We start from the raw sequence: 26,388 nt of genomic DNA on the forward strand, positions 1-26,388 counted from the left end.
GGCTCTGGACATATTGATTCTCTCCAGAGGGGCACGTGATGAACGACGCGTTGTACGCCCGGGTGTTCACCGCCCTCAAGGAGCGCATCGAGTCGGGTGAGGCCGCGGTCGGCGAGCGGCTGCCGACCCAGAGCGAGCTCGCCGGCGAGTTCGGCGTCTCGACGATCACGATCAAGCACGCGCTCGACATGCTCGACCGCGCCGGTTACATCAAGCGCCGACCACGCCTGGGCTCGGAGGTCATCTCCAGGACAGCCAGGACCGGGGGAGACCGGTCGCCGGGCGCGCTCCCGACGATCGGGTGCGTGCTGACCAGCTTCGACGACAGCTTCGGCACCCGGGTGCTGTGGGGCATCCTCGACGCGAGCCTCGGGCGAGCCAACGTGGTGCTCGGCCGCACGGAGGGCTTCCACGATCGGGAGCAAGGGCTGCTGGCCCAGTACCGCGACCTCGGCGTCGACGGGTTGATCCTGCAGCCCGGCTCCTCGGAGTGGATCGCCCCGGCGATCCTCGACCTGGTCTCCACCCAGCGTCCGCTGGTGATCCTCGACCGCAACCTCGACGGGCTCCCGGTCTCGACCGTGTGCTCGGACAACATCGCCTCGGGGCGGGCCGCTGCTGAGCACCTGTTCGAGCTCGGCCACCGCCACATCGGCCTGGTGACCTCTGCCGGCACGGTCTCCACGCTCGACGACAGGCACCGCGGCTTCGTGTTCGCGCACGCCGAGCACGGCCTGCCCTTCAGCGCCGCCCACGAGTACCGCAAGGTCTCCTCGGTGGTGCCCGACCACGAGGTCGGCGTCGAGGACGACCTCGCCAACCTCAAGGAGTTCCTGTCGGCCAACGCGCACCTCACCGGGTTCGTGGCGTCCGAGCACGCCGTCGGCCTGCTGCTGGTGCGCGCGCTGCACGAGCTCGGGCTCGAGGTGCCCGAACAGGTCTCCGTCGTCTCGTTCGACGCCCCGCAGCACGTGTTCGACGACGAGGTGCGGCGGTTCACGCACATCGACCAGCACGAGCACGACCTGGGTCGCGCGACGCTGGAGTCGGTGCTCGCTCAGGTCGCCGAGCGTGGCCGCGTCACCAAGCAGGTGCTCGCCACCGAGCTGGTGATCGGCGACACCACGGCGCCGCCGCGAGGCTGACCTCCGTTCAGCGGTGCTGCGCTGCCGCGACCTCGGTGGCCATCACGGCGCTGAGCTGGGTGGACAGGTCGGTCGAGGGTGGGGCGGGCTGCGACCAGTCGTCGCCGGCTCGCAGCGTGCCGTCGGTGGCCTGGTTCCGGAACAGCGCCTCGGTGCTGCTCACCAGGAACCGCGACAGCGCTGCGTGCTCGGTCTCGGCCAGCAGCTGCCCCGCGTACCGGTAGAAGATGCCCGGGAACAGCCCGGCGTCGCCGCCGTCGCCGTCGGGCAGCAGCACCTCCCCGTCGGAGAGCTCCGCGAGCGTCACGTCGATCGTGGTGGCGGCGCGCTCGAGCCTGCCCTCGTCACCGTCGGTGCGGTACTCCTCGACGCACGCTCCCACGTACAGGCCTTGGTTGTAGCTGAAGCGCCAGTCGAGGTCGATCTTGCCGTCCCGGTTGCGGTTGATGCCGTCGTGGACGAAGCCGTTCGGTGCCACCAACGTCTCCTCCCACCACTGCATGGAGGCACGGGCGCGGTCGAGGAACCTGGCCTCGCCCGTCGCCCGGTGCAGCCGGTGGCCGGCGATCACGAACGGGCCGTTGGCAGGGGTGTTCTTGTAGTGGTACTGGCCCTTCTCCCACACGATGCCGCCGCCCTGGGTGCTCCAGCCGAGGTCCCAGATGTGGTCGTGCAGCGTGATCGCGTCCTGGAGCGCGCTCTGGTCCTGGGCGGCGTCGTACAGCCTCACCAGAGCGAGAGCGAACCAGCCCATGTCGTCGAAGAAGTCGTTGATCAGGCTGTCCCCGTTGCGCAGCACCAGGTTCTCGCGCAGCTGCTGTGCGCGGTCGAGGTCGGCGGCGTCCTGCGTGCGCTCCCAGGCATCGATCGCGGCGTCGACGGCGTGGACGTTCCACCAGTAGTGGAACGGTGCATCGGCCTGGGGGTCCTCCGGGTAGGCGTAGTGCAGGAGCTGCGGCGACGGCGCCTCGAAGAAGGCCGCCAGGCCATCCTGAGCTGCGGCGGCCCGCCAGGCCGCGAGCCCGGCGGGGTCCGTCGGTGGCGACGCCGTGGTCTCCTCGGGCGCCGGCGGCGCACTCGATCCGCAGGCGCCGAGCAGCGCCGCCACTCCTGCGCTGCCCAGCGCCAGCGCCCGACGGCGGCTCAGCGCCGATCGGGCAGCCGGCACCGGGCCACGCTCAGCCCGGGGTGTCCGCGAGCTCACGGGCATCGATCCGCGCGCGCATCTCGGTCGCCATGATCGCCGACAGCTGGGTGGACATCGACGTCGGATCGGCGGCGGGGGAGCGCCAGTCGTCGCCGGCCCGGAGCACGTCTCCCGAGCAGGCGTTCTCCCACAGCGCGTCGGTCCCCAGCCGCACGAACGCGACCAGGTCCGCCGCGGGTCGCAGCGCCAGCAGCAGCTCCAGGTAGCGGTAGAAGATGCCCTTGAACAGGCCGACGTCACCACCTCCGGTCTCGGGGAAGACACCGTCGACGGCGAGCAGCTCGATCGCGCGGCGTGCGCTGAGCTCGGCGCGGTCGAGCCACCGCTCGTCGTGGTCGTGCGAGAACAGCTCGACGCACGCCCCGATGAACAGGCCGTAGTTGTAGGTGTACCGCCAGTCGGTGTCGACCGAGCCGTCGTCCTCGCGGTTGACGCCGTCCTCGACCGTGCCGTCGTCGCGCACCAGGTGCTCCTGCAGCCAGGACATCGTGCGCCTCGCCCAGACCAGGTACGGGTCGTCCGCGCCGAGTCTGCTGGCCAGCCGCGCCCCCAGGATGATGAAGGGTCCGTTGGCGGGCGTGTTCTTGTAGAACCGCTGGGGCTTGCGCCAGGCGATGCCGCCGCCCATCGTGTCGTTCCAGCCGTCGTCGAGGCAGTGCTGCCAGATCTCCCGCGCGGGCTCGAGGTAGCGCTCGTGCCCGGGCGCACGGGAGAGTCGCTCGAGCGCGAGCCCCAGCCAGAGCATGTCGTCGAAGTACTCGTTGAAGAGCCGGCCCTCGTTGCGGGTCAGCACGTTCTCGAAGATCTCGACGGCGGCCCCCAGGTGGCTGGGGTCGCCGCTGCGCTCCCACCGGTCGACGGCGATATCCATCGCGTGCGCGAGCCACCAGTAGTTGAAGGTCTCGTTCTCGTCCACCGGATAGGTGTTGTTGAGCAGCTGCGGAGCGGGTGCGCCGTACAGGCTCCACAGGCTGTCTTGGGCGAGCTCGGTGCGTGCGGTCCAGTCGGTTCGTGTCATCGATCAGGCGTTCTCGGCGAGGATGCGGTTGAAGGACTCCTCGGCATTGTCGAGCGCTTCCTGCGCGGTGATCTCACCGGCCATGAAGCGCTGCAGCTCGGGGATCAGGCCCTGCACCTCCGCATCGGAGTAGCCGGGCACCGTCGGACGTGCTGTCGCGAAGGACATCGTCTCCAGCAGCGCCGAGTAGGCCTCGTTCTCGGTGAAGAAGGGGTCCTCGGCGGCCTCCAGGTTGGCGGGCATGTTGCCGCTGGCCTCGGCGAACGCGACACCGTTCTCGGCCTGCGCGGTCCACCAGGTCATGAACTCCCAGGCGCCCTCGGCGTTCGGTGCACCCTCGGGGATGATGAGCCCGAAGCCGCCCAGACCGGAGGCCTGGTCGCCGTCCGGGCCTGCGGGGGCAGGCATGATGCCGTAGTTGAGGCCCTCGAGAGCGTCGTAGCTCGCGAGCATCCACGGGCCGTTGTAGGACATGGCCACGGTGCCCTCGGCGAACCCGTCGGTACCCTCGGCGAACCCGAGCTCGTAGACCCCGCGCTCGTTCATCAGCTCGTCCCACTGCTCGAGCACCGCGAGGCCCTCGGGCGTGTTGAAGGCGGCGGTGGTGCCGTCGTCGGAGACCATCTGGCCGCCGGCCTGACCGAGCCACATGCTGAACAGCCCGACGTCGTTCAGCGCGAAGCCCGAGCGCACCAGTGCCCCACCGTCGTCACGCACCGTGAGCGCCTCGGCAGCGTCGGCGAGCTCGGCCCACGTGGTGGGCGGCTCGACGCCGGCCTCGGCGAGCATGTCGACGTTGTAGAAGAGCGACCGGTTGTCCACGGTCAGCGGCAGACCGTAGACCGTGCCGTCATAGGTGAGCTCGTTCAGCGCGGCCTCGTAGAAGATCGAGGTGTCGAGCGAGTCCTGCGAGATGAGGTCCTCGAGCGACATCAGGGCACCCTTGCTGGCGTAGACGCTGGTCTGGAACCTGTCCCAGAGCACGACGTCGGGTACGCCGCCGCCGGCGATCGCGGTGAGCAGCTTCGCCTCGACCTCCTCCTGCGGCTGGTAGGTGACGACGTAGTCCTCCTGGCTGGAGTTGAAGGCCTCGACCTGCGCCTCGATCTGGGCGGCCTGCTCGCCGGTCCAGTTGCCCCAGAAGGTGACGTCCTGGCTGCCGCCGGCGTCGTCACCGCCGGCACCACCGCCGCCGCTGGAGCAGGCGGCCAGGGCGAGCGCCCCGGCCGCGAGCGCGGCCGAGACCTTGATGAGTCCTGCGGTTCGTGTCTGCGTCGACATGGGATCCGGATCTCCTTGCGTGGGTGGGGTGGGCTTACTTGCTTCCGACATGTGCGACGCCCTCGATGATGTATCGCTGGGCGAGCACGAAGATGAGCAGCACCGGGAGGCTGACGATCACGGTGCCCGCCATCAGCGGCCCGTAGTCCGTCGTGTGCTCGGACTTGAAGGCGGCCAGACCCACCTGCACGGTCAGCATGCTGCGGTCGCTGAGCACGATGAGTGGCCACATGAAGCTGTTCCAGCCGGCCTGGAACGTGAGGATGCCGAGCACAGCTGCTCCCGCCGTCGCGAGCGGCATGTAGATCTGGGCGAAGATCCGGAACTCGGAGGCGCCGTCGATCCGGGCGGCCTCAGCGAGCTCCTCGGGCATCGAGGCGAAGAACTGCCGCATGAAGAACACGGCGAACGCACCGGCGGCGCCGGGCAGGATCACGGCCCAGTACGAGTTGATGAAGCCCATGCCGCCCTCGCCGAACAGGTCGTTGCCACCGGCGAACGGGAAGCGGCGCAGCACCAGGAACGTGGGAACCATGGTGACGATGCCGGGGATCATCAGCGAGGACAACAGGGTGCCGAACAATGCACGCTTGCCGCGGAAGCGCAGCCGGGCGAACGCGTAGCCGGCCAGCGACCCGAAGAAGATGTTCAGCACGACGCCCGCGACGGCGAGGAACGTCGAGTTGAAGAAGTAGCGCCCGAACGGCACCGACGTCCATGCGCGGACGTAGTTCTCCAGCGTCGGTGCGTCCGGCCAGATCTGCAGCGACGAGGAGAGGATCTCGCCCTCGGGCTTGAGCGAGGTGACGATCGTCCAGACCAGCGGGAACACGGTCGTGATCGAGATCAGCACCACGGCGGCGAACCACAGCACCGTGCCGATCTTCTGGCGGGGCGTGCTCGGGCGCTTGGCACGCATGAGGGAGGGCTGTGGTGCTGCAGCGGTCATGACTGGCTCCGTGACGTCAGCCTGAAGTTGATGAGCGAGAACACGGCGATGATCAGGAACAGCACGAAGGACAGGGCCGATGCGTAGCCCATCTTCAGACCGCCGAAGCCCTGGTTGTAGATGTAGTAGACGACCGTCAGCGTCGAGTTGCCTGGCCCGCCCTTGGTGAGGAGGTACGCCTGGTCGAAGACCTGGAAGGCACCGATGATCAGCAGCGTGGAGATCAGGAACGTGGTCCGCGACAGGCCTGGCAGCGTGATGTAGCGCAGCGACTGCCACGCGTTCGCACCATCGATCCGCACCGCTTCGTAGAGCTCGCGGGGGATGCCCTGCAGGCCGCCGAGGTAGATGAGCATGTTGGTGCCGAAGCCGGACCAGACCGACATCAGCACGATCGCCGTCATCGCCCACTTGGAGTCGTACAGCCAGGCCGGGCCGTTGATGCCGAACCATCCGAGCACGATGTTGAAGAGCCCGGACTGGGGGTTCAGGAGCCAGTACCAGATCGTCGCGGTCGCCACGGTCGAGGCCACCACGGGAACGTAGAAGAAGGTGCGGAAGAGGTTGACCGCGCGGCTGTCGCGGTTGAGCAGGAGGGCCGTGCCGAGCGCGACCAGCACGCCCAGCGGCACGAACATGACCGTGTAGATCGCGGTGTTGCGCAGCGCCAGGCCGAAGATCGGGTCATCGAGGATGCTCCGGTAGTTCTCGAGCCCCACCCAGCCGACGTCGCCGATGACGGCGTAGTCGGTGAAGCTCAGCACGACCGCCATCACCACCGGGATGATGACGAAGGTCAGGAACAGCAGCATCGGCACCAGGACGAAGAGCCATCCCCAGAGCTCCTGGGGGTCAGGGCGGCGGAACGGGTGCGAGTGACGGTCTCGGCGCGGTGTGGCCTGCGGCTCTCTCGTCGCCACATCCATCGCGTCGGCGCTGACGGCGGTGGGCTGGATGGTGGTCATGGCATCGGCACCTGCTCCGGCTCGGAGGTGATGGATCGCACGCTGATCCCGCACACGTCGAGCACGAGCTCGCAGAACATCGAGTCGGCCCACGAGAACCACTCGCGTGTGAAGGTGCCCGGGTCGTCGACGTCGAACGACTCGTGCATGCGGAAGGTACCCGCGTGCGTGCGGGCGAGGAGGTCGAGGATCCGGCGTTTGTCCGCCTCGTCCGTCGTGGTCAGCCCCTCGACCGCGAACGCGATCGGCCACACGTACCCCTGGGGGGTGTGCGGACTGCCCATGCCGGTGACATCTGCGCCTGAGACATGGCTCGGGTTGTCGGCGGAGAGCACGAACGCGCGCGTGCGCAGGTAGAGCTCGTCGTCGAGCGCGTGGCCGCCGGTCAGCGGCAGCGAGAGGAGGCTCGGCATGTTGGCGTCGTCCATCAGCACCGCGTGGCCGAGACCATCGACCTCGTAGGCGTAGATGCGCCCATGGACCGGGTGCTCGACGACGCCCCACTCGTTCACGCCCACGGTGATCTCGGCGGCCAGCTCGCGGGCGCGGGCGGCCAGCTTCGGGTCGTCGAGGACGGTCTGGGCAAGCGTGGCGAGGTCGCCCAGCGCCGCCGCGGCGAACAGGTTGCCCGGTACGTTGTAGTGCAGCTCGCACGCGTCGTCGCTCGGCCGGAAGGCGCTCCAGCTCATGCCGGTCCGGCCGACGGGCGCACCCATGCCCTCGTGCGTGAGGGTGTCCGAAGGCGGGCCGTCGTGGCGCTGGAACCGGTAGGGCGAGCGGTCGGCGTGGTCCTGCTCCACCCGCCAGGTGGTGATGATCAGCTCGGCCGCGCGGGTGAACTCCGAGTCGAGGTGGTCGGTGCGCCCGGTCGCGCGCCAGAGGAGGTGCGCGAGCTGCAGCGGGAAGGCCAGCGAGTCGATCTCGTACTTGCGCTCCCAGACGCTCGGGTGCATCTGCGTGTCGTCGTCGACGTGGCCGGCGCCGTTCGGGCTCGCGTTGAAGGCGTTGGCGTACGGGTCGAGAAGGACCGCGCGCACCTGGCGGCGTACCAGCGAGACCAGCAGGTCGGCGAGCGCGTCGTCGTCGGCGGCGAGCGGGAGGTATGGGCGCACCTGGGCTGCCGAGTCGCGCAGCCACATCGCCGGGATGTCGCCGGTCAGCACGAACACGTCCTCGCCCTCGACGTGCACGAAGGCGTCGCGCAGGGTGCGGGCCATCGCCTCGGCGAAGATCCGGGTGATGGTGTCCGATCCAGTCGTCGTGCGCACGCGCTCGACGAGATCGTTCGGAACGGTCAGAGCCACAGTGCTCCCTCTGGACATATTCAACATTAAGGATGTCTGGCCGCAACATTAAACGTACTCACCTCGATCGCGCAAGGCCCGGCTAGGCTCACGCGGGTGACGATCATGGGTGCGTATACGCCTCCCGGCTCTCGAGCCCGCGGCCCCGCGCCGACACCGCGTCGCGCACGCCGCCGTCCCGGTGGCGGGCCCCGGTCTCGTCGGCACGGGGAGGCCGGGAGGTGACGGGCGAGCGCAAGCCCACCTCGGTGTATGGCGTCGGCAGCGAGCCGGACCCGCGGTTCTCGCTCGCGAACGAACGGACGGCGCTCGCCTGGCTGCGCACCGGGCTCGCGCTGGTGGGTGGTGGCGTCGCGCTGACGACGCTCGGCACCTTCGCCGATGCCGGGGCCTTCCTCGACGTCATCGCCGCGGTCGCGTGCCTGGCCGGCGGCGTGCTCGCCGTCGGCGCGCTGGCGTCCTGGCGCCGGGCCGAGCGCGCACTGCGGCTGAAGCAGCCGCTGCCGTCGCCGAGCGCGTTGCCGATCCTCGTTGGCGGTGTCGCGGTCATCGGGATCGCGATGGCGGTCTACGCGGTGGTCCAGGCGGTCACCTGAGGTGCGCAGCGTCCACTCCGATCTCGACGCCGACGGCGGTGCGCAGCCCCAGCGCACGATGCTTGCGTGGAACCGCACGATGCTCGCCACGGTGCTCGGCTGCGCCACGCTCGCTGTCGCCGCGCAGCGGCAGGAGATGGCCGTCATCGCTGCGGTCGCGGCCCTGGCCGCGCTCGCGGTGCTGGTGCTGGTGCTGCGAGACATGCCTGCCTGGCGCGAGGGCGGCAGCACTCACTACACGCTGATGCGGCACGTCGCGGGAGCGGTGGTGCTGCTGGCCGCCCTGGGTGCGGTCATCTCGATCCGCGGCCTGCTGGGATGAGGCCATGAGCTCACCGTTCGCGCTCAACAAGGCGCTGAGCCCGTTGTTCACCTCGCGGTGGACGACGCTCGCGATCTCCAGGCTCGACGGCGGCGCCCGGCGTGCGATCGGCCGTCGCCTAGAGCCGCCCACGATGGCGATCTTCGGGCGCGGCACAGGACCCGTGAAGGTCGGGGGAGTGACGGTGGCGCAGCCCGATGGCATCACGTGCGCCGCCACGGGCCTGCTGCTGCTCAACGCCGCGTGCGACCCGGCACTCGCGGCCTGGCTGGAGGCCGGCGACCGGCCCGGCGCGCTGCCGCCCGAGATCGCTGCCCTGAGCGAGGCGCAGCTGGCTGAACCCGACGCCGCGCGCAGGATCGCGCTTGCGGCCGCCGCCGTCCACGACCGGGCCACCCGCGCGACCCTCGGCCCATTCCGGTGGCCACGGAGATACGGGACGACGCCCTGGGGCGTGGCGCGCGAGGCCCGGGTGCCGGGCGTGCGGTACCGGCAACGCGCCGTCGACGACCAGGACCAACAGGTCATGGACGAGGTCCTCGAGATGATCACATCGGCGACGATGCAGGGCATCCCGGTGCCGGTCTACTCCGGTGGCGACCGGGCCGGCGGATGGCAGACCGCGATGCCGCGGCACCTGGTGCTGGCGCTGCCGACCACCCGCCCGGACCAGCTGCGGATCTACGAGCCCGGTCGCGGCCGCATCGAGACGATCGCCCCGCACGAGCTCCGCGCCCGTACCGAGCCGCACCGTGCGCTCGGCGGCTGGACCCACCTCGCCTGGACCCTGATCCCGATCGTGCGCTGACGGCACCGCCGTGCGTCAGGGGACCCCGGCCAGCCCGCACTGCGCGAGCAACTGCTGGGAGCGGGCCTCGTCGGAGGCCGACTCGGCAACGTCACCTCGATCCCGCAGCAGCTGCGAACGCGCCGCCAGGGCCCGGGCCTCGTTCTCGGCCATCCCGACCCGACGGGAGCGAGCGACGGCGTCGTCGAGCAGCCGGAGGGCCTCGCTCTGGTCGGTGGCAGCGGTCACGGTGGCGAGGCCGACGAGTGAGCGGGTGAGCTGGTCGTCGTCGTGGAACCGGCGGGCCTTCTCGACCGAGCTCGCCAGCCAGAGCTGTGCACTCTCAGGCTCCTGGAGCTGCAGCATCGACATACCGATCACCCACTCGAACTCCGCCTCCTGGGTGATCGCGCCGAGCTCGGCCGCCGCCTCGAGTGCCCGGCGCGCCGTCGCGATGGCCTCCTCTGGGCGGCCCTGCAGCATCTGTAGCCAGGCGAGCGATCCAAGGGCCTCAGGCAGCCGCCCCAGGTGATCGGTGCGCTCGCCGGTCAGGTCCTCGACCTGCGCCACCAGATGCGGCTCGGCCTCGTCGAGCCGACCCAGCCGTGCCAGCGTGAAGCTCACGTTGCCGAGCGCCAGTGCCTGGCGCGCCTCGTCGTTGCCCTGCTCGCACCAATGGGCGCTGGAGCGGTAGGCATCCAACGCGTCCTGCAACCTCCCCGTCTTCTCGAGAAAGATGCCGTACTGGTTGCATGCGACGGCCATCTTGATCGGGTTGTCGGCCGCGTCGGCACAGCGCATCGCAGCGATCAGATGCTGTCGCGCCCCCTCATGGTCCCCGGTCCGGGTCGCGATCGACCCGAGCGACGCATGGGCCGAGGCGGCGCCACCGGGGTCATCGGTGCGCGCCGCCGCCTCGAGGGCAGCGGTGTGGAGCGCTCGACCGATCTCGTGGTTGCCGCTGCGCAGGATCAGCAGCGGGATCGCACGCGAGATGAGGATGAGCGACCCCGCCGCCTCGTCGGGTGCGTGGTCGATCGCGGCCATCAGGGGCCCGAGCGCAGCCAGCAGCCACTCCCGGGCCGCACCCCCGTCGGCGAACCGCTCCGACGCGGCCCCCTCCTCCAGCACCCCGATCGCCTCGCGCACGAGGCCCGCGTAGCAGGCGAGCAACCGGACGCGGGATGCCTCGCGCTGCTGCTCGCTCCCGAGGTCGTCGGCGCACTCGCACGCGTAGGCGGCCACGAGGTCGTGCTGACGCACCCACCGCCCCTCCGTCTCGGCGAGGTGCGCTCGCCGCAGTGCCGCGATCGCCACGGCTGTCCGCCGGTGGTCGAGGCCTGCGAGCGCTGCGACGCCCTCGACGTCGACCGCGTTGCTTCGAGCCAGCCCGATGGCGGTGAACACCGTGACCGCATCGGGCGGCACTGCTCGCAACGACCAGGAGAGCACCTCGCGGGCGCTGCTGCGCCGGTCACCGAGGTCCCAGAGGTCGAGCGTGGTGCCGTCGAGGTGAGAGTCGGACAGCGCGGCCAGGGCGCCCGGGTCCTCACGGACACGCTCACCTGCGAGCTTGAGCATGAGAGGCATGTACCCGCAACGTCGCGCGAGGTCGGTCCACGCCGGGTCGTCGTGCGCGCCGGCAGCACTGCCCCGCAGCAGGGAGACCGCCGTCTCCTCGTCGAGCCCCGGCAGCGCGAGGTGGAGCGCGTCCTCGCGCACGCAGAGCCCGCTGAGGCGTTCCCGGCTCGTGACGAGCACGCGAGTGCCCGGCGTACCCGGCAGCAGCGGCCGCACCTGCTCGACGTCGCGGGCGTTGTCGAGCACCACCAGCGCGCGCCGACCCGCCAGCAGGCTGCGGTAGGTCGCGGCCCGTTCGTCGAGGTCGTGCAGGCTCGCCGGGTCGCCACCCAGCGCGCGGATGAACCCGTTGAGCGCGCGCTCCGGGGCGATCGGGGCGCCGGCGCTGTAACCGTGCAGATCGACGAACAGCTGGCCGTCGGGGAAGTCGTCACGGTTCTCGTGCGCCCAGCGAAGTGACATCGCGCTCTTGCCCACACCGGGCGGGCCGCAGATCACGGCGACGCGCGGGGCGCCGTCGCCCTCGCCGAGCAGAGGCGCGAGCGAGTCCATCGCCTCGCCGCGACCGACCACCTCGGTCGCACCCGGGAGCTGGGCCGGCACGAGAGGCGGCTGGTCGGCCGGGGTGCCGGTGAGCACGAGATCCTGCACGGCTGCGAGATCGGCAGAGGGTTCGAGGCCGAGCTCGCGTACCAGCAGCCTGCGCGTGCTCCGGTACACCTCCAGGGCCTCGTTCCGGCGGCCTGCCTGGTGGAGCGCGCGCATCAGCAGGGCCTGCACGGTCTCCCGCAGCGGGTGCAGCCGCGCCAGCACGGTCAGGTCGGCGAGCGAGTCGAGATGCCGCCCGTGCCGGACCGCTGCGGCCAGGTCGACCTCGGCCACCTCGAACCGGAGCGTCTCCAGACGCTCGGCCTCGTCCCGGCAGATCGGGACGTCGACGCCCTCGTACGCTCGGGCCGACCAGTCCGTCGGCCACTCCTGCAGGGCAGCGTGCGCCGCCTCCGCCCTGACCGTCTCGTCCGCCGAGCTCAGCGCCGTCCGTGCGAGATCCTCGAACCGCTGCGCGTCGAGGCCGCCCGGGAGGACACGCAGCTCGTACCCGCCGTCATGGGCGATCAGTGCACGGGGGTCGCTCAGCTCGTTCCGGAGTCGATGGATGTGAACGTGCAGCCGCTGCTTGGCCCGGTCCTGCGCCGCTCCGGGCCAGAGTGCGTGCCACAGCACGTCGCCCGGCACCTGCTGACCTGCGCGTGCCAGCAGCACCGCGAGCAGGCGACGGCGGAGCTCGCCGCCAGGTTGGACCCACGACTCCCCGGTGTGATGAGCCACGGGTCCGAGCACGCGAAACCGCACCGAATCACCTCCCCGACCCTTCGCGAGCGTACTCACCGTGCGGTCGTGAAAGCGAGGAGAAAGCCGGCCCACGCAGGGTGTCCACATGAAGCTCCGGACCGGGCCCGCATCCCGTCTGCTGGTGGTGTGCGACATCGATGGCACCCTGACGTTCACCGGCCGACGGCCCGAGCCACGCGTGCTCGCCCAGCTGGTGGCGCTGGCATCCCGCGGGCCTCGCGTGAGGATCGCCGTGGCGACCTCACGATCCTCCCGCAACGTGCTGGCCTGGTTTCCCGAGCTCCTTCACCGGCTCGACCGCATCTGCTGCCACGGTGCGCTGACGATCACCGCGGACCGCATCTCGCGTGTGCCGGTGCCGGTCGAGTCCCTCGAGGTCGTCGTCGGGCGACTGGCGGACCTCGGCGCCGACTACTGCCTCGAGCGCGGCACACACTTTGCCGCGAGCGATGCTGGCGCGCTGCCCTGGCTGGGAACGACGCACCGCTACGTGCTCCCCGGCCTGCCCGCGCGCTCTGACCTGACCGGCGTCGTCATGTGCAGCGTGGCCGATGCCGAGCAGGCTGCCGAGGCTGTGCGCGACGTGGCGGGTGTCAGCCTCGTCCCGAACGCCGGCCACGCCGACGTCGTGGCTGCCGGTGTCGACAAGGCGCGTGCGCTCGCCGAGCTGCGCGAGCCGGACGACCATGTCGTGGTGCTCGGCAACGACCACGAGGACCTCCCGATGCTGCTCGCGGCCGATCGGGCCTACGTCGTCGGCGGCGACCTCGCGGGTCTCGACGAGCTGCCGCACATCAGCCGAGCTCCCGCGACCGCGATCGGGGTCGGGGACGTGCTCGCCCAGCTGGAGCTGCCCGCACTACGCTCAGCGCTGTGACGTTGACCCAGGACCAGATCCGCACCCTCCCCAAGGTCGTGCTGCACGACCACCTCGACGGCGGCCTCCGCCCGGCCACGATCATCGAGCTCGCTGCCGAGATCGGCCACGAGCTGCCGACGACGGACCCGGCCGAGCTCGCCCAGTGGTTCGTCGACGCGTGCACCTCCGGGTCGCTGGTGCGGTACCTGTCGACGTTCGCGCACACGTGCGCCGTCATGCAGACAGCGCCGGGGCTGCGCCGGGTGGCGCGTGAGTCGGTCGTCGACCTGGCCGCGGACGGCGTCGTCTACGCCGAGCAGCGGTACGCGCCCGAGCAGCACCTCGAGAGGGGACTGACCCTCCAGCAGGTGGTCGATGCCGTCGAGCAGGGATTCGCCGAGGGCGTGGCCGAGGCGGCGGAGAACGGCCACACCATCCGGGTGGGGACCCTGCTCTCGGCGATGCGGCAGAACAGCCGCAGCGACGAGATCGCGCAGCTGGCGATCGAGAACTACGGTGCGGGCGTCGTTGGATTCGACATCGCCGGGCCCGAGGACGGCTTCCCGCCCACCCTGCACTCTGCCGCCTTCACGACGCTGCGCAAGAACCACGTGCCGGTCACGATCCACGCGGGCGAGGATGCGGGGTTCTTCTCGATCGACCAGGCTGTCATCGACTGCTACGCCCTCCGCATCGGTCACGGGGTGCACATCATCTCCGACGTCACCACACCCGCGGGGGCCGATCCCAGCGACATCGATGCCGCTGAGCTCGGTGTCACCGCAACCTGGGTGCGCGACCGCCAGATCCCCCTCGAGGTGTGCCCGACGTCGAACATCCAGACCGGCACGTCGCCCTCGATCGTGGAGCACCCGATCACGCGCCTGCGCGACCTGGGCTTCGCCGTCACCATCAACACCGACAACCGGCTGATGTCAGGCACGTCGATGAGCCGGGAGATGTCGCTGCTGGTCGACCAGGCTGGCTGGGAGCTCGCCGACCTCGAGCGCGCCACCCTCACTGCGGCGTGGAACGGGTTCGCCCACCACGACGTGATGGAGGACATCATCACGAACCAGATCATCCCGGGGTACGCCGCCATCATCGGCGACTGATCTCGGCAGTCGACCCCCTGGGGCCTCGCGCCGGGAATGTGCGCGGCCGCGCCTACGCTGAACAGCGGGAACACGACCGAGAGGACCTTCCTTGCGACCTGCTACGCGCGCGCTGACCGGGGCGGCTGCTCTGCTGCTCCTCGCTGCCTGCTCCACCGCTGGTGATGGCTCGCCGGGCGAGAGCGCCACCGACGGAGCCTCCGACGGCGGAGCCACCTCGTGCGAGCCCGGTGCCCTGCCGACGCTGACCGAGAGCACCCTCACGATCGGCACGAGCGTCCCCTACGAGCCCTGGTACGTGGGGGAGGACCCGAGCAGCGGCGAGGGCTTCGAGTCCGCGCTGGTCTACGCCGTGGCCGAGGAGCTCGGCTACGCAGCACAGGATGTCACCTGGGAGACCGTGACCTTCGAGCAGATCGTCGCGCCCGCCACCAAGCCGTTCGACTTCGCCGCGTACCAGACCTCGATCACACCCGAGCGGGAGCAGGCGGTCGACTTCTCCAGCCCGTACCTGACCACCCGGCAGGGCGTCGTGGTGCAGGGCGAGGGCGACCTCGCCGACGCCACCACGATCGCCGAGCTCGAGGGCGCCAGGATCGGCGTCACCGCCTCGCAGACCTCGCTGACGATCGCTGAGGCCGCCTGGGGCGACGCCGTGGAGCTGGTCCCGTACGACGACGCCGGCCTCGCGATGCAGGCGCTCAGCAACGACCAGGTGCAGGCGGTGGTCATGGACGTGGACCAGGCCGTGGCGGCTACCACGGTGTACTTCCCGGGCACCTCGGTCATCGGGACCCTGCCCGACGGCGGTGTGGTCGAGCAGCTCGGCTTCGTCCTCGACCTCGACTCGCCGCTGACCGACTGCGTCTCGGCCGCCGTCGACGCCCTCGAGGAGGACGGCACCCTGGCCGACCTCCGCACCGAGTGGCTCAGGTCCGACGACATCCCCGAGCTCGGCTGAGCGCGTCGCGTGCCGAGGCGGGCACGCCGTCGGGGCGAACGCGCTCCGGTGAAAGCGCGACGAAAGCGTCGCTCGGAAACCTGGGCGGGTCAGCGTCCGGGCACCTGCGTTCAGGCAGCTCGGGCGATCGTGCCCACCGGGAGCTGCGATGCCCGTGCCCAGTCCGGAGACGACGCTGGCGTTCCTTCTCGCCACGGCAGCCGTGGTGGTGATCCCGGGACCGTCGGTCGCCTTCGTCGTGGCGCGCAGTGTGCAGCAGGGCACTCGGGCCGGTCTCGTCTCGGTGCTCGGCCTGGAGACCGCGGCGGCTGTCCACGCGGGTCTGTCCATCGCCGGCGTGGCCGCGCTGCTGGAGCTGGTACCGATGGGCGTGCAGCTGCTCTCCTGGGTCGGAGCGGGCTACCTCCTCTGTCTCGCCGCGCTCGCGCTGCGCCGGGTCCGACCGCCCACGAGCGGTGGCTCCCTCGGGGCGCCGGTGCGTCGAGGTCGGTTGTTCCTCGAGGGGTTGCTCGTCGACCTCCTCAACCCGAAGACCGCCCTGTTCTTCGTCGCGTTCCTGCCGCAGTTCGTGGAGCCCGAGCGGGGGCCGGCCACCACCCAGGTCGCGCTGCTGGGAGGGGCGTTCGTGCTCGTGGCGTGCGTGTGCGACAGCGCCTACGCCCTGCTGGCCGGCCGGCTGTCGGAGCGACTGCGCGCCTCCCAGTCGGCGCAGCGCCGGCTGGCGAAGATCTCGGCGGGCGTGTACCTGGCCCTGGCGGTGACAGCCGTCGCGGTATGAGGCCAGCGACACCTGGCGTGCGCCAGAATGTGGCGGTGGAGCGCGGCAGAGGGGGCGAGGGGTGACCTGGGAGCCCTCACCGGTCGCCGTCGAGCGGGAGCGGTACCGCTCCCGACGGCGACGGCGCTCGTTCCTGCTCGCGCTCGGCTCGACGCTGGTCCTCGTGGTGGCGGCCGTCCTGGTGGTGATCACGTCCCCGGGCTGGGAGCGGACCCGTAGCTCCTTCTTCGACCTCGACGTCGCGACCGAGGTGCTGCCCGGGCTCGTCCAGGGCCTGTGGCTGAACCTGCGGGTGTGGGTCCTTGCCGTGGTCATCTCGCTCACGCTCGGTCTCGGGCTGGCGATCCTGCGCACGACGGCGTACCCCGTGCTGTTCCCGCTGCGCGCCCTGGTCGCGGCGTACGTCGACATCTTCCGTGGGCTGCCGCTGCTGCTCGTGCTGCTTCTCGTGGGCTTCGGGCTGCCCTCGCTGCGGCTCTCGTGGTTGCCGATCGATGCCGTGTACCTGGGCACCGGTGCCATCGTGCTGACCTATACCGCCTACAGCGCGGAGATCTTCCGCGCCGGCATCGGCGCGGTGCACCCGGCACAGGTGACGGCGGCGCGGGCACTGGGACTGACCCGCGCGCAGACCACGCGCCGGGTGGTGGTGCCGCAGGCGATCCGCAACACCACCCCCGCGCTGCTGAACACGGTGGTCTCCCTGCAGAAGGACTCAGGGCTGATCTCGATCCTGGGTGCGGTCGACGCGATCCGGGCCGCCCAGATCGAGGTGACCGGGGCCTACAACTTCACGCCGTACGTGGTCGCGGGCGTGCTGTTCCTGCTGATCTCGATCCCGCTGACGCGCGCGGTGGACGCCTACAGCGAGCGGCGCGGCTGGGGCGCCACCCGACCGGCAGCGGGCGTGGCGAGATGACCGCGCAGGTGAGCGACGTCGTCGAGAACCCCGATGCGAGCGCGGTACTGAGCGTGCGCGGGCTGCGGCTGCAGTACGGCGACCGCGTGGTGCTCGACCGGCTGAACCTCGAGGTCCGCGAGCACGAGTGCGTCGTGCTGCTGGGGGCCTCCGGGTCCGGCAAGTCGACGTTGCTGCGTGCGATCGACCTGCTCGAGGACGTCCAGGACGGCGTGATCGCGCTGCGCGGCCTCGACGTGACCGACCCGCGCGTGGACGCCGACGCCGTGCGGGCACGGCTGGGGCTGGTGTTCCAGGCCTTCAACCTGTTCGGCCACCTGAGTGTGCTCGACAACCTCACGCTCGCGCCGCGGTTGGTGCACCGGCTGCCGCGCGCCGCCGCGGAGCAGGCTGCGCTGCAGATGCTGGAGCGGGTCGGGCTGGCGGGGCGGGAACGGGCCTACCCCGAGCAGCTCTCGGGCGGCCAGCAGCAGCGGGCGGCGATCGCGCGCGCCTTGGTGACCTCTCCCGATCTGCTGCTGCTCGACGAGGTCACCTCCGCGCTCGACCCCGCGCTGGTGGGCGAGGTGCTCGAGCTGCTCGCCGATGTCCGCGCGGCCGGCACCACCATGCTCGTGGCCACGCACGAGCTCGGCTTCGCACGCCGCGTCGCCGACCGGGTGTGCTTCCTGCACGAGGGCCGGGTGTGGGAGCAGGGACCGCCCGAGATCATCGACGCGCCGACGACCCCGGAGCTCGCTGCCTTCCTCGGCCGCTGAGCCCACGCGTCTCGCGTGGCCGGACGTGACTTGAACGTGATGCTGGTCAACTTGACTTGTGGGATTTTGAATCTAAAATCGAATCCAACATCGCAGGGCACGTAGGCGTTGATGCGATGCCGGGCCAACCGGCCACGACTAGTTCACCAGTCAGGCAGCGTGCGATCCACGGTCAGGCCTGCAGAGAATGCACCCCGGTGCCTGAGCGGCGATCGCTCGGCGCAGACGTCGTCGTCTGAGCCATGCCTCGCCGTGCGTCTCGTGCTCCCGCCGGAGCGCTGATCGGCAGACAGACATCCTGATCGATCCTGCGAGCTCGCACCCAAGCAACGATGCTTCACACCAAGGAGACAACAGATGGCCACGACCAATCGACGAGGGTTCCTCACTCTCGCGGGAGTGAGCGCCCTGGCGGTGCCGCTGCTCGCCGCATGCAACCGGGACACCAACGACCCGTTCGCCGACGACACCGGTGGCGGCGAGAGTGGTGGCGGCGAGGGCGGAGTCGCGGTGATCGTGACGGACGCCGACCCCGAGAGCCTGAACCCCGGTCAGACCACCTCGAACCAGACCCTCGACGTGTGCGCGAAGATCTTCGAGGCGCTGGTCTGGATTGACCCCGACGGCCAGCCGGCACCGCTGCTGGCGACCGAGTGGACGATCTCGGAGGACGAGCTGGTCTATACCTTCACGCTGCGGGAAGGAGTGACATGGCACGACGGCGAGCCCTTCACCTCGGCGGACGTGGTCTGGACGATCGAGGAGGGCATGCCGAACAACTCGCGTGCGCAAGGTGTGATCGCGCAGATCGCCTCGGTCGAGGCTCCGGGCGACTACGAGGTCGTCATCACGTTGATCGAGCCCTATGCCCCGCTGCTGCAGCAGCTCAAGGTCTTCGACCTGCCGATCATCCCGAAGCACGTCTTCGAAGGCACCGATCTCGCGACCAACGCAGCGTCTCGGGCGCCCATCGGGACTGGCCCGTTCCGGTTCTCCGAGTGGGACCCGGGCCGCTCGTTGCTGCTGGTGGCGAACGAGGAGTACTGGGACGAGGGCAAGCCCGGCCTGTCTGAGATCATCTATCAGATCGTCCCCGACGCGGCCAACCGATCAGCCGGCCTCGAGACGGGTGAGTACGACTTCGTGGGCGCTTTCTACCTGCCGCGCGCCGACGTCGCGCGCCTGAAGAGCCTCGACAACGTCGTGGTCCGCGAGCAGACGACGATCCCCTCCCTTCACTTCATCCAGTTCAACCACCAGAACGAGCACCTGGGAAAGCGTGAGGTGCGTCAGGCGATCGCCAAGGTGGTGGACCGGCCGCGCATCGTCGAGCAGGCGATGGCCGGCCTCGGACTTCCGGGCGTGGGTTCGTTCGGTGAGGGCTTCCCATGGCTGGTGAACGAGGAGGTGTCCTACGACATCTTGTACCCGTTGGATCCCGATGCCGCGAGGAGCGAGCTCGAGAGCGCCGGCGTCCCCGAGGGGACCACGCTGCGGCTGACCTACGACGCTGCGAAGCCGCAGTTCCAGGCGGCATCGCAGATCGTCCGCGACAACCTCTCCGCCATCGGGATCGAGGTGACGATCGAGCCGTTGGAGACCTCGGTGTACCGGGACGCCGTGTACGCGCAGCGTGATTTCGACCTGGCGCTCCAGTCGTTCACCTCCAGCGGTGACCCCGCCATCGGGTACCACCGGATCTACCGAACGAACGAGACCAACGACCCGAACGTGAACGCGACGGGCTACTCCAACGCCGAGGTCGACGCGCTGCTCGAGCAGGCAGAGACGGTCAGCGACCTCGAGAAGCGTGGCGAGTTCTACAAGCAGGCGCAGGTGATCCTCAACGAGGACGTGCCCACGCTGGTCATGTACGACGAGCTCCAGGCCGACGCGGTCAGCACGCGGCTGGAGGGGCTGTTCGCCGGCATCAACCCGGTGGACCGCTGGGGCGAGGTCACCGCGACCGAGTAACGCTCACGCGCCGGGCCGGGGAGAGCATCCCCGGCCCGGCGCCGACCCGTTCGACGATCGAGAGGCCCCCACATGCGACATTCGTGGATCCCGCTGTTCGCACTGAAACGACTGCTGTTCGCCATCCCGCTGGTGCTCGGCGTCGTCATCATCAACTTCCTGCTCATCCAGCTGGCCCCGGGTGACCCCGCGACGGTGCTGGTGGGTGACTTCCCGGTGCCCGAGGAGTACCTCGACCGCATCCGCGCGGAGTACGGCCTCGACAAGTCGATCCCGGAGCAGCTGATCGCCTACCTGGGCCAGCTTTTCCAGGGCAATCTGGGCGTCTCGTTCTCCAAGCGGCAGGACGTGCTCACGCTGCTCCTCGAGCGGATGCCGGCAACCTTGAAGCTCACGCTCAGCGCGATGGTGCTGGCCACGATCGTGGGCGTGCTGCTCGGGGTCGTCGCAGCCAAGTACCGTGGCCGGGCGCCCGACACGGCGTCCCAGGTCACCACGCTGCTCGGGTTCTCGGTCCCGGAGTTCTGGCTCGGTCAGATCCTGATCCTGCTGTTCGCCGTCACGCTCGGGTGGCTGCCGCTCGGTGGCGACGCACCGGTCCGTGGCGATGGTGACGTGCTGTTCAACCTGGACTACCTGGTGCTGCCCGCCGTGGCGCTGTCGTTCCGCTACGTGGCGCTGATCGCGCGGATGACCAGGTCCAGCCTGTTGGAGGTCAGCAGCGCCGACTTCGTCGCGGCAACCCGGTCCCGGGGCGTGTCGGAGTCGCTGATCCTGCGGCGGCACACGCTGAAGAACGCGGCACCACCGGTGATCACGGTGATCGGCTACAACTTCGGCTTCATCCTGGCGGGCTCCGTCATGGTCGAGACCGTCTTCGGGTGGCCGGGCATCGGACGCCTGCTGTACGAGTCCATCACCTCGCGCGACTACCCCGTGATGACGGCGATCTTGCTGATCATCTCGGTCACGGTGGTGCTCGCGAACGTGCTGACCGACATCGTGCACGCCCTCCTCGACCCACGGTTGGAGCGAAAGTGAGCACGCCCACTCTCCACGACGCCACCCCCAACGCCGAGGCCGCCGGCCTGGCGACGCAGGAGAACGCGCTCGGCGAGTTCTGGTACCGCTTCTCACGCAACCGGGCCGCCGTCGTCTGCCTCTTCGTGGTGATCGTCGTGATCGCAGCAGCGCTGCTGGCCCCGCTGATCTCCCCGTACGACCCGATGAGTGGCGTGGGTGCGGCACAGCAGCCGCCCGGCAGCCCCGGGCACCTGCTGGGCACCGACCACCTCGGTCGCGACATGTTCTCGCAGGTGATCCACGGTGCGCGGGTCTCGCTGATGGTCGGGTTCGTGGTCGCCGCGTTCGCCACCGTGCTCGGGGTGCTCATCGGCGCCCTCGCCGGCTACTACGGCGGCTGGGTCGACAACGTCCTCATGAGGGTCACCGAGTTCTTCCAAACCCTGCCCCGACTGGTGCTGGCGCTGATCATCGTGGCGCTCTTCGGCAGCGGTCTGACCAAGCTCATCCTGGTCGTGGCTATCCTGTCCTGGCCGCAGACGGCACGCGTCGTCCGCACCGGGTTCCGGACGCTGCGCTCAGCGGCCTTCGTCGACGCGGCACGGGTGAGTGGCGTGCCGTCGTGGCGCATCATCGCCACCGAGATCCTGCCGAACGTCCTCGCACCTGTCGTGGTGGTGGCCTCGCTCGACGTCGCCTCGGCCATCCTCACCGAGGCGTCCTTGAGCTTCTTCGGCCTGGGGGACCCCAACGTGGTCTCGTGGGGCGGGATGCTGCAGCAGGCGCAGCAGTACCTGCGGTCGGCATGGTGGATGGCCGTCTTCCCCGGGATCGCGATCGCCGTGCTGGTGCTCACGTTCAACGTGCTCGGTGACGGTCTCAACGACGCACTCAACCCGCGACTGAAGGACAAGGACTGATGGACACCAGCGCTACCGGGCTCCTCGACGTCCGGGACCTGTCGGTCGCCGTACGGTCTCGGCGGGGCCCCATCGGACTCGTGGACCGGGTCAGCCTGTCCATCGGACGAGGAGAGATCGTCGGTCTGGTCGGTGAGTCCGGCTGCGGCAAGTCCATGACCGCGGCCGCCATCGGCCGGCTGTTCCCCACGACGGCGGCACGCATCACCGGCGGAGAGGTGATGCTCGAGGGCACCGGTGACCTCACGAACCTGAGCGACCGGCAGTTCCGCAAGATCCGCGGCGCCAGGATCGGGATGATCTTCCAAGATCCTTCGACCTACCTCGACCCCTTGATGACTATCGGCAGGCAGGTGGGCGAAGCGCTGCAGGCGCACGGCTACGAGGGGTCGCGCGAGGACCGCGTCGCGGAGCTGCTCGCGATGATGGGACTGCCCGACGCCGCCCAGCTCTCGACGCGTTACCCGCACGAGCTCTCCGGAGGGCAGCGTCAGCGCGTGCTGATCGCCGCAGCACTCGCGGGCGAGCCGGACCTGCTCATTGCAGACGAGCCGTCTACCGCCCTGGACGTCACCGTGCAAGCAGAGATCCTTGTGCTGCTGCGTGAGCTTCGGGACGACCTTGGCCTCAGCATCCTCATGATCACGCACGACCTCGGTGTGGTAGCGCAGATGTGCGACCGCGTGTACGTCATGTACGCCGGGCGCGTCGTCGAGGAGCGCGACGTGTACGAGATCTTCAAAGATCCTCGGCACCCGTACACGCTGGGACTGCTCGCGGGGACGCTCTCACCGGAGGTCCGCGACCAGGAGCTGTTCGCGATCCCCGGCCGAGTCCCGGATCCTCGGGCGATGCCGGAGGGCTGCCGATTCCATCCTCGGTGCCCCCTCGCGGTGCAGGAGTGTCGCGAGAAGGAGCCACCCAAGCAACCGTTGGGGGAGGGCTTCAGCGCGTGCTGGAAGTACGACGACCCCCGGCTGCCGCGAGCATGGCAGCTGGCCGAGGAGCACGTGCTTCCCGTCGGGTTCGAGGGCATCCCGGCGACGTCCGACGACGAGGTGAGCGAGCCATGAGCGCCGATCAGGCCGACGACCGGTTGGTCGCCGAGGATGTCTACCGCAGCTTCAAGGTCACCTCGAAGGGGCGCAAAGCGGTGCTCACCGCCGTCAACGGGGTGTCGTTGAGCATCAGCCCGTCGGAGACCGTGGCGCTGGTGGGCGAGTCCGGGTCGGGGAAGTCAACCCTCGGCCGCATGATGTTGGGCCTGGATCAGCCCACGGAAGGTCGGGTGCTCTACCAGGGTAGGGACGTCAATGCGCTCGACCGCGCGCAGTGGCGCGACTTCCGCCGCGAGGTGCAGGTCATCTTCCAGGACACCGGGTCCTCGCTCAATCCCCGGCGCTCGATCGGTGACTCAGTCGAGATGCCCTTGCTCTACAACCTCGGGCTGGATCGTCGGGAGGCACGGGCCCGCGTGGCCGACCTTCTCGATACCGTCGGTCTTCCTCCCGACACCTTCATCAATCGCAGCCCCCTGGAGCTCTCCGGTGGTCAGCGTCAGCGCGTCTCGATCGCGCGTGCCATGGCCTCGGAGCCGCGCTTCATCGTCGCGGACGAAGCCGTGTCGGCGCTCGACGTCTCCGTGCGCGCCCAGGTCCTCAAGGTGATGAAGGAGATCCAGCACAGCCGGCAGCTCTCCTACCTGTTCATCACGCACGACCTCGGGGTGGTGCGCGCGATCGCCGACCGGGTCGTGGTGATGTACCTGGGCGAGATCGTGGAGTCCGGACCGGCGTCGATTGTTCTCGAGCAGCCATCGCACCCGTACACCCGCAGCCTGCTGGCCGCGGCACCTCGGCCGGACCCCACCATGCGGACGCTGGCCCGGGCACAGGTGAAGGGCGAGATCCCCTCGCCGATCGAACCTCCTCTCGGCTGCCGGTTCCACACGCGGTGCCCGATCGCACGGGACGTCTGCGCCACCACGGTGCCTGCCGCCGTCGACTTCGGAGACGGCTCGCTCGCGGCCTGTCACTTCGCCGACGAGGTCCGCAGCGGCGCCGGGCCGTGGACCGCCGAGGAGCGATCGGCATGAGGGACGAGCTCGTCCGGCTGCGCCGCGAGATTCACAGGCATGCCGAGCTGCCGTTCCTGGAGGTGGCGACGGCAGCGCTGATCCTGCGCGAGCTCGAGGGTCTGCCGGTCCAGATCCGCACCGGTGCCGCAGCGATGACGATCGACGGCGTCGTCGACTACCCCTCGGTCGAGCAACGGGCGGAGGCGGCGGCCGCCGCCGTCGCCGCAGGGTTCGACGAGACCACGCTGACGGCGCTCGCCGAGAACGGAACCGCCGTCGTCGTCGACATCCCCGGAGCCCGACCCGGCCCCACGTGGGCCCTCCGGTTCGACATCGACGGGCTCCCGATCGTCGAGTCGACCTCGCCCGTGCACCTGCCTGCACGTGCGGGATTCGCTTCCCAGACGGGCGCGATGCACGCCTGCGGTCATGACGGGCACACGGCGATCGGGCTGCAGCTCGCTCGCCAGCTGGTCGACGGCGACTTCCCCGGGCACGTGAGGATGCTGTTCCAGCCTGCCGAGGAGGGTTCCCGCGGCGCGGCCGCGATGATCCCCGCAGGCGTCCTCGACGGCGTCGACCGCTTCCTCGCGCTGCATCTCGGCCACAGCCTGCCCGCCGGCCTTGCCGTGGGCACCGGCGTCGGCGTGCAGGCCACCACCAAGTTCCGGGTGACGTTCACCGGCATCGAGGCGCACGCCGCCGGTGCGCCGCAGGAGGGGCGCAACGCGGTGGCTGCCGCCGCAACGGCGATCCTGCACATCCTCGCGCTGCCGAGGTCGAGCAAGGCCGCCACGAACGCGAACGTGGGCACGATCGCCGGGGGGAGCGCGACCAACATCGTGCCGTCATCCTGCGTGATCACCGGCGAGGTCCGCTCCGACGACGGCGCGACCTGTGAGGACCTCCTGGAGCGAGTACGGGGCGTCATCGATGGAGCGGCGCGCACCTGGGGTGTGGAGTCCGAGCTGGTCGTCACGGCATCGGCGACGACGCTGCATCCCGACGACGTGCTCGTCGACGAGGTGGTCGCCGTGGCGAGGAGACTCTTCGGTGACGCCGGGGTGAGGCGTACCGCGACGATGTCTGCCAGCGACGACGCGACGATCCTCGCCCGTGAGGTCCAACGCGCGGGCGGCCTCGCGACCTACGTGATGGTCGGCGGTGCCAACGAGCACCCGCACCACCACCCGTTGTTCGACATCGATGAGGACTGCCTCGTCCCGGCCGTGCGATGGTTGGAGGAGGTCATTCGCTCAGCGGATGACCACAGCCTTCATGACTGAGTCGCAGCCCAGGCTGCGGAGCCTGCTCGGATCTCTGCTGCTGCTGATCCTCGTGGGGCTCAACCTCCGCCTCACCCTCGCAGGCTTTACGCCGCTCGTGCCGCTGATCCAGGCGGAGTCTGCGGTGTCCAGCTCCGTGCTCGGGCTCGCCACCGGGGTGGCGGTCGTGATGTTCGGTCTGATGGCGCCCCTCACACCGATGCTGGTGCTGCGGTTCGGCCCGGACCGTGTCCTGACCTTGGGACTGTTCGCCATCTGCGTCGGGACGGGTGTGCGGTTCGTCTCGATCTTCGCCGGCATGATCCTCATCGGCGCGGGTATCGGCCTGATGAACGTGGTCCTGCCCGCGATCGTCAAGCGGGACTTCCCGGCACGCATGGCGGTCGCGACCGCCGTCTACACCTCGGCGCTCAACGTGGGCTCAGCGGCGGCCGCGACCGGGGTGGTTCCGCTCGCCGAGGCTGTCGGCGGCTGGCGTGTCGCAGCCGCGATCACCGGAGTCCCGGCAGTCGTGGCCCTCATCGTCTGGGTCGTGCTGCGCGGGCGGACCACCCGGACGGCGCCTGCGCCGGCTCGACTGGGTGGGGCTCTCCTGCGCAGCGGGCTCGCATGGCAGGTCACTGCCTTCATGGCCCTGCAGTCGTTGCTGTACTACTTCGTGCTGGCCTGGCTCCCGACGATCTATCTCGATGCCGGGCTCTCGCACTCCCGTGCGGCGGCCGTGCTGGCGATCGCTCAGGTGGGGCAGCTCGTGGGCTGCATCGCCACACCGGTGCTGATCAAGCACCGCACCGACCTGCGCGCCATCTGCAGCGGCTTCGCGATCGTGACGCTGCTGGCGTTCCTCGGGTTCGTGACCGTTCCGATGGCTTCGCCGTTCGGGTTCGCGTTCGTGCTGGGGATCGGGCAGGGCGGTGCGCTCGTCTGCGCCTTGCTGCTGATCGGGGTGCGGACGCCGGACGCGCGGACCGCAGGCAGCCTGTCCGGGATGGCACAGAGCGTCGGCTACGTCGTCGCCGCGACCGGCCCACCGGTGGCCGGGCTGATCTTCGACAGGACCGGAAGCTGGAGCACGCCATTGTTGATCATGTGCGTCCTGTGCGTGATCGAGGCAGTCGTGGGTGTGCTCGCAGGCCGCGACCGTGTGGTCCCTTCGATCATCCCGATCGAAGGATTCGGAACGAAGCGCGCTCGAGTGGGGGAGATCTAA

At 69.9% G+C, this 26,388-nt stretch carries 24 protein-coding genes; 17 read left to right on the forward strand and 7 right to left on the reverse strand.

Annotation, left to right across the window (positions count from 1 at the left end; translation table 11 throughout):
- Positions 1 to 38 precede the first annotated feature (38 nt).
- Positions 39 to 1,145, forward strand: coding sequence for a GntR family transcriptional regulator (locus GPA03_RS12385; protein ID WP_156252315.1), 1,107 nt, complete (start codon positions 39 to 41; stop codon positions 1,143 to 1,145).
- Positions 1,146 to 1,152: 7 nt separating this feature from the next.
- On the opposite strand, the gene GPA03_RS12390 is transcribed toward GPA03_RS12385, so the two are convergent.
- From GPA03_RS12390 to GPA03_RS12415, 6 genes are read right to left on the reverse strand one after another with little or no spacing between them, the layout of a single operon-like run.
- On the reverse strand, positions 1,153 to 2,313 hold the full coding sequence (locus tag GPA03_RS12390; RefSeq protein ID WP_162458356.1) for a glycoside hydrolase family 76 protein: 1,161 nt from the start codon (positions 2,311 to 2,313) through the stop codon (positions 1,153 to 1,155).
- 10 nt (positions 2,314 to 2,323) lie between these two features.
- On the reverse strand, positions 2,324 to 3,370 hold the full coding sequence (locus GPA03_RS12395) for a glycoside hydrolase family 76 protein (RefSeq protein ID WP_156252317.1): 1,047 nt from the start codon (positions 3,368 to 3,370) through the stop codon (positions 2,324 to 2,326).
- Between the two features lie 3 nt (positions 3,371 to 3,373).
- A complete protein-coding gene (locus GPA03_RS12400; protein ID WP_156252318.1) occupies positions 3,374 to 4,651 on the reverse strand; it encodes an ABC transporter substrate-binding protein in 1,278 nt (425 codons plus the stop codon).
- A gap of 34 nt (positions 4,652 to 4,685) precedes the next feature.
- The gene (locus tag GPA03_RS12405) at positions 4,686 to 5,600 is read right to left on the reverse strand and encodes a carbohydrate ABC transporter permease (RefSeq protein WP_241681276.1); all 915 of its coding nucleotides are present in this window, start codon (positions 5,598 to 5,600) and stop codon (positions 4,686 to 4,688) included.
- Positions 5,597 to 6,565: a carbohydrate ABC transporter permease gene (locus GPA03_RS12410; protein WP_156252319.1), complete on the reverse strand. Its 969-nt coding sequence runs from the start codon at positions 6,563 to 6,565 to the stop codon at positions 5,597 to 5,599. Before GPA03_RS12410 ends, GPA03_RS12405 begins: the two co-directional genes overlap by 4 nt.
- On the reverse strand, positions 6,562 to 7,869 hold the full coding sequence (locus tag GPA03_RS12415; RefSeq protein WP_241681277.1) for a glycoside hydrolase family 125 protein: 1,308 nt from the start codon (positions 7,867 to 7,869) through the stop codon (positions 6,562 to 6,564). Before GPA03_RS12415 ends, GPA03_RS12410 begins: the two co-directional genes overlap by 4 nt.
- Before the next feature lie 221 nt (positions 7,870 to 8,090).
- Here GPA03_RS12415 and GPA03_RS12420 point away from each other — a divergent pair, with 221 nt between their 5' ends.
- Genes GPA03_RS12420 through GPA03_RS12430 form a run of 3 tightly spaced genes read left to right on the forward strand, consistent with a single transcriptional unit; the run spans position 8,091 to position 9,595 of the window.
- Complete coding sequence (locus GPA03_RS12420; RefSeq protein ID WP_156252321.1) at positions 8,091 to 8,465, forward strand: YidH family protein; 375 nt, start codon at positions 8,091 to 8,093, stop codon at positions 8,463 to 8,465.
- A 1-nt stretch (position 8,466) separates the two neighbouring features.
- Positions 8,467 to 8,787 carry a DUF202 domain-containing protein gene (locus GPA03_RS12425; RefSeq protein ID WP_156252322.1) on the forward strand — a complete coding sequence of 107 codons (321 nt, stop codon included), beginning with the start codon at positions 8,467 to 8,469 and terminating at the stop codon, positions 8,785 to 8,787.
- A gap of 4 nt (positions 8,788 to 8,791) precedes the next feature.
- Complete coding sequence (locus GPA03_RS12430; RefSeq protein WP_156252323.1) at positions 8,792 to 9,595, forward strand: hypothetical protein; 804 nt, start codon at positions 8,792 to 8,794, stop codon at positions 9,593 to 9,595.
- A 15-nt stretch (positions 9,596 to 9,610) separates the two neighbouring features.
- Here the strand turns inward: GPA03_RS12430 and GPA03_RS12435 are convergent, their stop codons facing one another.
- A complete protein-coding gene (locus GPA03_RS12435) occupies positions 9,611 to 12,508 on the reverse strand; it encodes an AfsR/SARP family transcriptional regulator (protein ID WP_162458357.1) in 2,898 nt (965 codons plus the stop codon).
- A gap of 85 nt (positions 12,509 to 12,593) precedes the next feature.
- Here GPA03_RS12435 and GPA03_RS12440 point away from each other — a divergent pair, with 85 nt between their 5' ends.
- From GPA03_RS12440 to GPA03_RS12500, 13 genes are all read left to right on the forward strand, one after another.
- Positions 12,594 to 13,385, forward strand: a complete 792-nt coding sequence (locus tag GPA03_RS12440; protein WP_156252325.1) for an HAD hydrolase family protein — start codon at positions 12,594 to 12,596, stop codon at positions 13,383 to 13,385.
- 2 nt (positions 13,386 to 13,387) lie between these two features.
- Positions 13,388 to 14,482 (forward strand): adenosine deaminase, encoded by a 1,095-nt coding sequence (locus GPA03_RS12445; RefSeq protein ID WP_156252614.1) that lies wholly within the window; start codon positions 13,388 to 13,390, stop codon positions 14,480 to 14,482.
- Between the two features lie 91 nt (positions 14,483 to 14,573).
- Entirely contained in the window at positions 14,574 to 15,443 is an 870-nt protein-coding gene (locus GPA03_RS12450; protein WP_156252326.1) for an ABC transporter substrate-binding protein, read from the forward strand.
- Positions 15,444 to 15,591: 148 nt separating this feature from the next.
- A complete protein-coding gene (locus tag GPA03_RS12455; protein ID WP_156252327.1) occupies positions 15,592 to 16,221 on the forward strand; it encodes a LysE family translocator in 630 nt (209 codons plus the stop codon).
- 61 nt (positions 16,222 to 16,282) lie between these two features.
- Positions 16,283 to 17,140, forward strand: coding sequence for an amino acid ABC transporter permease (locus GPA03_RS12460; protein ID WP_156252328.1), 858 nt, complete (start codon positions 16,283 to 16,285; stop codon positions 17,138 to 17,140).
- Positions 17,137 to 17,898: an amino acid ABC transporter ATP-binding protein gene (locus GPA03_RS12465; RefSeq protein WP_156252329.1), complete on the forward strand. Its 762-nt coding sequence runs from the start codon at positions 17,137 to 17,139 to the stop codon at positions 17,896 to 17,898. The genes GPA03_RS12460 and GPA03_RS12465 overlap by 4 nt, the downstream gene beginning before the upstream one ends.
- Before the next feature lie 357 nt (positions 17,899 to 18,255).
- Positions 18,256 to 19,872 carry an ABC transporter substrate-binding protein gene (locus GPA03_RS12470; protein ID WP_156252330.1) on the forward strand — a complete coding sequence of 539 codons (1,617 nt, stop codon included), beginning with the start codon at positions 18,256 to 18,258 and terminating at the stop codon, positions 19,870 to 19,872.
- A gap of 72 nt (positions 19,873 to 19,944) precedes the next feature.
- The gene (locus GPA03_RS12475; protein ID WP_156252331.1) at positions 19,945 to 20,913 is read left to right on the forward strand and encodes an ABC transporter permease; all 969 of its coding nucleotides are present in this window, start codon (positions 19,945 to 19,947) and stop codon (positions 20,911 to 20,913) included.
- On the forward strand, positions 20,910 to 21,815 hold the full coding sequence (locus GPA03_RS12480; protein WP_206673535.1) for an ABC transporter permease: 906 nt from the start codon (positions 20,910 to 20,912) through the stop codon (positions 21,813 to 21,815). Before GPA03_RS12475 ends, GPA03_RS12480 begins: the two co-directional genes overlap by 4 nt.
- Complete coding sequence (locus tag GPA03_RS12485; protein ID WP_156252332.1) at positions 21,815 to 22,888, forward strand: ABC transporter ATP-binding protein; 1,074 nt, start codon at positions 21,815 to 21,817, stop codon at positions 22,886 to 22,888. Before GPA03_RS12480 ends, GPA03_RS12485 begins: the two co-directional genes overlap by 1 nt.
- A complete protein-coding gene (locus GPA03_RS12490; RefSeq protein WP_162458358.1) occupies positions 22,885 to 23,910 on the forward strand; it encodes an ABC transporter ATP-binding protein in 1,026 nt (341 codons plus the stop codon). The genes GPA03_RS12485 and GPA03_RS12490 overlap by 4 nt, the downstream gene beginning before the upstream one ends.
- Entirely contained in the window at positions 23,907 to 25,178 is a 1,272-nt protein-coding gene (locus GPA03_RS12495; RefSeq protein WP_156252334.1) for an amidohydrolase, read from the forward strand. Before GPA03_RS12490 ends, GPA03_RS12495 begins: the two co-directional genes overlap by 4 nt.
- Entirely contained in the window at positions 25,156 to 26,388 is a 1,233-nt protein-coding gene (locus tag GPA03_RS12500; RefSeq protein WP_162458359.1) for an MFS transporter, read from the forward strand. Before GPA03_RS12495 ends, GPA03_RS12500 begins: the two co-directional genes overlap by 23 nt.

Source organism: Pseudactinotalea terrae (assembly GCF_009733845.1).
Taxonomy (GTDB): domain Bacteria; phylum Actinomycetota; class Actinomycetes; order Actinomycetales; family Beutenbergiaceae; genus Pseudactinotalea; species Pseudactinotalea terrae.

What these genes read in the sequence shown, in the direction of transcription:
- GPA03_RS12385 (WP_156252315.1), top strand. Translation starts at nt 39, where the DNA reads ATGAACGACGCGTTGTACGCCCGGGTGTTCACCGCCCTCAAGGAGCGC.
- GPA03_RS12395 (WP_156252317.1), bottom strand. Translation starts at nt 3,370, where the DNA reads ATGACACGAACCGACTGGACCGCACGCACCGAGCTCGCCCAAGACAGC.
- GPA03_RS12400 (WP_156252318.1), bottom strand. Translation starts at nt 4,651, where the DNA reads ATGTCGACGCAGACACGAACCGCAGGACTCATCAAGGTCTCGGCCGCG.
- GPA03_RS12405 (WP_241681276.1), bottom strand. Translation starts at nt 5,600, where the DNA reads ATGACCGCTGCAGCACCACAGCCCTCCCTCATGCGTGCCAAGCGCCCG.
- GPA03_RS12410 (WP_156252319.1), bottom strand. Translation starts at nt 6,565, where the DNA reads ATGACCACCATCCAGCCCACCGCCGTCAGCGCCGACGCGATGGATGTG.
- GPA03_RS12430 (WP_156252323.1), top strand. Translation starts at nt 8,792, where the DNA reads ATGAGCTCACCGTTCGCGCTCAACAAGGCGCTGAGCCCGTTGTTCACC.
- GPA03_RS12440 (WP_156252325.1), top strand. Translation starts at nt 12,594, where the DNA reads ATGAAGCTCCGGACCGGGCCCGCATCCCGTCTGCTGGTGGTGTGCGAC.
- GPA03_RS12455 (WP_156252327.1), top strand. Translation starts at nt 15,592, where the DNA reads ATGCCCGTGCCCAGTCCGGAGACGACGCTGGCGTTCCTTCTCGCCACG.
- GPA03_RS12465 (WP_156252329.1), top strand. Translation starts at nt 17,137, where the DNA reads ATGACCGCGCAGGTGAGCGACGTCGTCGAGAACCCCGATGCGAGCGCG.
- GPA03_RS12470 (WP_156252330.1), top strand. Translation starts at nt 18,256, where the DNA reads ATGGCCACGACCAATCGACGAGGGTTCCTCACTCTCGCGGGAGTGAGC.
- GPA03_RS12475 (WP_156252331.1), top strand. Translation starts at nt 19,945, where the DNA reads ATGCGACATTCGTGGATCCCGCTGTTCGCACTGAAACGACTGCTGTTC.
- GPA03_RS12485 (WP_156252332.1), top strand. Translation starts at nt 21,815, where the DNA reads ATGGACACCAGCGCTACCGGGCTCCTCGACGTCCGGGACCTGTCGGTC.
- GPA03_RS12490 (WP_162458358.1), top strand. Translation starts at nt 22,885, where the DNA reads ATGAGCGCCGATCAGGCCGACGACCGGTTGGTCGCCGAGGATGTCTAC.
- GPA03_RS12495 (WP_156252334.1), top strand. Translation starts at nt 23,907, where the DNA reads ATGAGGGACGAGCTCGTCCGGCTGCGCCGCGAGATTCACAGGCATGCC.
- GPA03_RS12500 (WP_162458359.1), top strand. Translation starts at nt 25,156, where the DNA reads ATGACCACAGCCTTCATGACTGAGTCGCAGCCCAGGCTGCGGAGCCTG.